This is a genomic window from Cryobacterium sp. 10I1 (assembly GCF_035019805.1).
GTDB classification, from domain to species: domain Bacteria; phylum Actinomycetota; class Actinomycetes; order Actinomycetales; family Microbacteriaceae; genus Cryobacterium; species Cryobacterium glucosi.
Window position 1 is genome coordinate 1 of record NZ_JASJVF010000261.1, and the last position, 4,245, is coordinate 4,245.

The 4,245-nt window shown below is 67.8% G+C and carries 4 protein-coding genes; 3 read left to right on the forward strand and 1 reads right to left on the reverse strand.

Annotation, left to right across the window (positions count from 1 at the left end; translation table 11 throughout):
* The coding region (locus tag QN345_RS16020) for a PAC2 family protein (RefSeq protein WP_323508863.1) at window positions 1-872 on the reverse strand (872 nt) is incomplete at its 3' end.
* 81 nt (window positions 873-953) lie between these two features.
* On the opposite strand from QN345_RS16020, the gene QN345_RS16025 reads away from it, so the two are divergent.
* The 3 genes from QN345_RS16025 (at window position 954) to QN345_RS16035 (ending at window position 3,911) form a co-directional block, all read left to right on the forward strand.
* On the forward strand, window positions 954-1,703 hold the full coding sequence (locus QN345_RS16025) for an HAD family hydrolase (protein WP_255454103.1): 750 nt from the start codon (window positions 954-956) through the stop codon (window positions 1,701-1,703).
* A gap of 32 nt (window positions 1,704-1,735) precedes the next feature.
* The gene (locus QN345_RS16030; RefSeq protein WP_322189835.1) at window positions 1,736-2,857 is read left to right on the forward strand and encodes a tRNA (adenine-N1)-methyltransferase; all 1,122 of its coding nucleotides are present in this window, start codon (window positions 1,736-1,738) and stop codon (window positions 2,855-2,857) included.
* Window positions 2,858-2,942: 85 nt separating this feature from the next.
* Entirely contained in the window at window positions 2,943-3,911 is a 969-nt protein-coding gene (locus QN345_RS16035; protein ID WP_134561108.1) for an FKBP-type peptidyl-prolyl cis-trans isomerase, read from the forward strand.
* Window positions 3,912-4,245: the final 334 nt, after the last annotated feature.

Consider the following 4,245-nt stretch of genomic DNA (forward strand, 5'->3'; position numbering starts at 1 on the left):
CGGAGGTACTTCTCAAACTCCTGGGCGATCGCCTCGCCGCTCGCCTCCGGCGAGTCGACCGTGTCCCTGGCCTGCTCGAGCTGGTTGATGTACGCCGCCATCTCCTCGTCGTCTGCCGCGAGGGTGTCGATGCCGGTCTGCCATTCCTCGGCCTCGGTGACGAGGTCGCCGCGCGGGATGACCACGTCGATGATTTCCTCGAGCTTGTCGATCAGGGCGAGCATCGCCTTCGGCGACGGCGCGTTGTGCACGTAGTGGGGGACGGACGCCCAGATCGAGAGGGTCGGGATGCCGACGAGCTCTGCCGCGTGAGAGAGCACGCTCAGGATACCGACGGGACCCTCGTAGCTGCTGCGCTCGATCTGCAGCTCGCTGCGCACCTCGGGGTTCTCGCTCGAGACAAAAATGGAGATGGGGCGCGTGTGCGGAACGTCCGCGAGCATGGCGCCGAGGAAGACGATTCCGCCGATGTCCGCAGCGAGGGCCGCGTCGAGCACCTCTGCGGTGAATCCCTTCCAGCTGCGGCTCGGCTCTGTGCCGAGCAGGAGGTAGATGTTGCCCGCATTGCTGCCGCTCACGCGCAGCTGTGCGTCGTCGGCGAGGGGCTCCCCGACGACGCCAGGCTCTGCAGGACCGAACAGGGTCGCGCCGGGCCATTCGAGCTGGCGGTGACCCTCGTCATCCGTGGAGATCGTCGGCCGGTTGAACTGGTAGTCGAAGTAGACCTCGGGGTCCACCTCGAAGAGGGAGGACACGTCGAGGAGGTCCCTGAGGATGCCAACGGCACCGGTCGCGGCCTCACCCGCGTCGTTCCAGCCTGCAAACGCCACCACGAGGAGGCGTCCGCCCAGGAATCCATTGCCATCTGTCACTGCGTGAAACCTCGATCTGCCGGGGCGCCCGGAAAAGCACCGTCAGTCAAGGATAAGCGGTGCCCCTTACACTTGGACCCTGTGAACCCGTTCCGTCCTCTTTCGCCCCTGCCCGCGGCCGTGCTGTGGGATATGGACGGCACGATCGTCGACTCGGAACCGTACTGGATGCGTGCCGAAACCGAGCTCGTCGAGAGCTTCGGCGGTGTCTGGACGCACAGTGATTGCATGCTTCTGGTCGGAAGCGGCCTGCTGGGCTCCGCGGCCATCCTGCAGGATCGCGGTGTCCGCCTCGACGCCGAAGTGATCGTCGACCGTCTGACCACGCGGGTCCAGGGCCTCCTCAGTGAGTTCGGTGCGCCCTGGCGCCCCGGCGCCCTCGAGCTGATGACGGAGGTCAAGGCCGCGGGCATCCCGATGGCCCTCGTGACCATGTCGGAACACCGGATGGCGCAGCAGGTGTCCGACCAGGTCGGATTCGCCGCATTCGATGCGATCGTCGCCGGTGACATGGTCCTCCAGAGCAAACCGCACCCTGAGGCCTATCTCTCGGCCGCCCGGTTGCTGGGTGTCACCCCCGCCGACTGTGTTGCCGTCGAGGACTCCCTGCCCGGCATTGCGGCGGCCGTCGCCTCCGGCGCCGTTGTCATCGCGGTCCCGCACATGGTCGAGATCGAGGCGAGCGCCCGGTACGAACTGTGGCCGACCCTGCACGGACGCACGCTGGCCGGCGTCCACACTGTCTTTGCCGAGCGGCGCGCTGCCGTCGCCGAGGTACCCGCGCGGCCCGGTTCCGGCTCGCATCCGACCGAGGACGACATCCACGCATGAGCGACACCGACAACATGAGCGAAACCGGCACCATGAGCGCCGGCAACGGCATCACCCCGAACGGCGAATACACCCAGGTCATCCAGAGCAGCGGGCCCTTCCGGGTCGGCGATCGCGTGCAGCTCACCGGCCCCAAGAACAAGCTCAACACCATCACGCTCGAGCCGGGCAAGGTCTTCCACACCCACAGGGGAATCCTCGCGCACGACGACATCATCGGCCTGCCCGATGCATCCGTCGTCGTGAACAACGTCGGGGTCGAGCACCTCGCGCTGCGCCCGCTGCTCAACGACTTCGTGATGTCGATGCCGCGGGGAGCCGCGATCATCTACCCCAAGGATGCGGCCCAGATCCTCGCCCAGGCGGACATCTTCCCCGGTGCGACGGTCGTCGAGGCCGGGGTGGGCTCTGGTGCGCTGTCGCTGTGGCTGCTCCGCGCGATCGGGCCGGCCGGGCACCTCGCCTCCTTCGAACGCCGGGCGGAGTTCGCCGATGTCGCGAGGGACAACGTAGCGACCTTCCTCGGCGCCGACCCGACGAACTGGACGATCACCCTCGGGGACCTTGCAGACGCACTGCCGTCCGCGGTCCCCGACCAGACCGCCGACCGGGTCGTGCTCGACATGCTCGCCCCCTGGGAATGCCTCGAGGCCGTCTCCGCCGCGCTCAAGCCCGGCGGCGTCCTGCTCTGCTACGTCGCGACCGTGACCCAGCTCTCCCGCGTCGCCGAGGCCATCCGCGGAACCGGGTTCTACACGAACCCGGATTCGAACGAGACCATGGTGCGCGGCTGGCACGTCGAGGGCCTCGCGGTCCGCCCGGACCACCGGATGATCGGCCACACCGGATTCCTGATCACGGCACGGCGCCTCGCACCCGACACGATCCTGCCCGAACTCAAGCGCCGGCCGTCCAAGACCGACTTCTCCGACGCTGATGTCGAGGCCTGGACCCCTGGTGCACTCGGCGAACGCAGTGTGAGCGGAAAAGTCATGCGCAAGCGGGTCCGGATCGCGGAGGCCGGCGCAGCCACCTCCAAGGCCAGAGGCCTCGACGGGCGGGGCCCGGCCGTCGTCGCAGCGCCCCTCGACCTGCCCCGAACGACCGAGACCACGGCCGACGCCGCGACCGACACCGCAGCCGACGCCGGTTAGGATAGGCTCCGGCCGTGTTCGGCCTCCCGACTGTGGGCGCCAGAGGGCGCCGCACGCTGAACGTCCCACACTGAAATGAGATCCTGTGCGTAGAGCTTCTGCCCTCATTGCGACTGCCGGCCTGCTGCTTGCCGCCCTCACCGGGTGCAGCAGCAGTGCGGATGCCGCGTCGAGCTGCGTCGCACCGATCAGCGATGGCGCCGCCTCGAAGCTCGTCACGGTCAGCGACAACCTCGGCGCCGTTCCGAAGGTCGACTTCCCGACCCCGCTCATGACGGGGACGACCCAGGGCAGGGTCATCGTCCCCGGCTCCGGTGACAGGCTCGTCACCGGCCAGCAGGCGAAGATCGAACTGAACGTCTACAACGGGACGACGGGCTCACCGATCCAGGTCAGCAAGTACGACAGCACGAGCGCGAACGTGCTCACCCTCAACGACCAGACCATCAAGGGCATCACCGACGGGCTCGCCTGCGCGCAGGCCGGCTCGCGCATCGCCGTCGTCGTCTCCCCGGACGACGCGTTCGGACCCCAGGGCGGCAACTCCACCCTCGGGATCGCCGCAACGGACTCCCTGGTCTTCGTGATCGACGTTGTGAAGACCTACCTGCTCCGGGCGAACGGTGCCGACCAGACTCCGATCAACGGCCTTCCCGCCGTCGTGCTCGACGCCAACGGCACCCCCGGGATCACGATCCCGGGCGGCACGCCGCCGGCCGACCTTCAGGTCGCCGTCCTGAAGAAGGGCACCGGCGACACCGTCAAGGAGGGCGACACGGTCACCGTGCACTACACCGGCGTCCTCTGGGCGGAGAAGAAGGTCTTCGACTCCAGCTGGACGAAGGGCGCGCCGGCACAGCTCCTCGCCGTCGACGGCTCGAAGACCCAGGGCGGCGTCGTCCCCGGCTTCGCGACCGCGATCATCGGACAGACCGTGGGCTCGCAGATCCTCACCGTTGTCCCGCCCGCGAAGGGCTACGGAGACGCAGCGCAGGGAACCATCCCGGCCGGCTCCACCCTCGTCTTCGTCATCGACATCCTCGGCATCGGCTAGCCCCACCGCTCCACTGCCGCACGCGTCACCCTCCGTTCACGAGAGCGAGGGTGCCGCGTGCTTTCGGGCGACCGGCCCGTGCTTTCGCCGGTGAGCCGGGTCTTCATGGATGCCCCACGAATCTCTGGTCAGGACCACGCGGCCGCCTGGGGCCGCGTGGGGTCGCCTGAGTGGAACCACGGGCAGGAGAATCAACCGTCTTCAGGTGTGAAACTCAAGATGAGAAGCCTAAAATTATGTGAGTAAGTCTCGTATTCGTGTTCGATTCGGGGTAGAATCGGGGTATGGCAGGAGCTTCCGATCCCCAGTCACACACCCCGCAGACACCCGGTTC

What these genes read in the sequence shown, in the direction of transcription:
- QN345_RS16030 (WP_322189835.1), top strand. Translation starts at nt 1,736, where the DNA reads ATGAGCGCCGGCAACGGCATCACCCCGAACGGCGAATACACCCAGGTC.